Origin of the sequence: Caballeronia grimmiae (assembly GCF_000698555.1) — a bacterium.
In the GTDB taxonomy this organism is placed as follows: Bacteria; Pseudomonadota; Gammaproteobacteria; order Burkholderiales; family Burkholderiaceae; genus Caballeronia; species Caballeronia grimmiae.
Map to the genome: position 1 here is coordinate 1 of NZ_JFHE01000153.1, position 354 is coordinate 354.

General features: G+C 55.1%; 1 rRNA gene. It reads left to right on the forward strand.

Going from position 1 to position 354, the window contains the following annotated elements:
• Positions 1 to 354 (forward strand): 16S ribosomal RNA (locus BG57_RS31050); the annotation flags it as partial.

The following is a 354-nucleotide window of genomic DNA, read 5'->3' on the forward strand; positions in this document are numbered from 1 at the left end:
TGAAGAGTTTGATCATGGCTCAGATTGAACGCTGGCGGCAGGCCTAACACATGCAAGTCGAGCGGTAGAGAGAAGCTTGCTTCTCTTGAGAGCGGCGGACGGGTGAGTAATGCCTAGGAATCTGCCTGGTAGTGGGGGATAACGTTCGGAAACGGACGCTAATACCGCATACGTCCTACGGGAGAAAGCAGGGGACCTTCGGGCCTTGCGCTATCAGATGAGCCTAGGTCGGATTAGCTAGTTGGTGAGGTAATGGCTCACCAAGGCGACGATCCGTAACTGGTCTGAGAGGATGATCAGTCACACTGGAACTGAGACACGGTCCAGACTCCTACGGGAGGCAGCAGTGGGGAA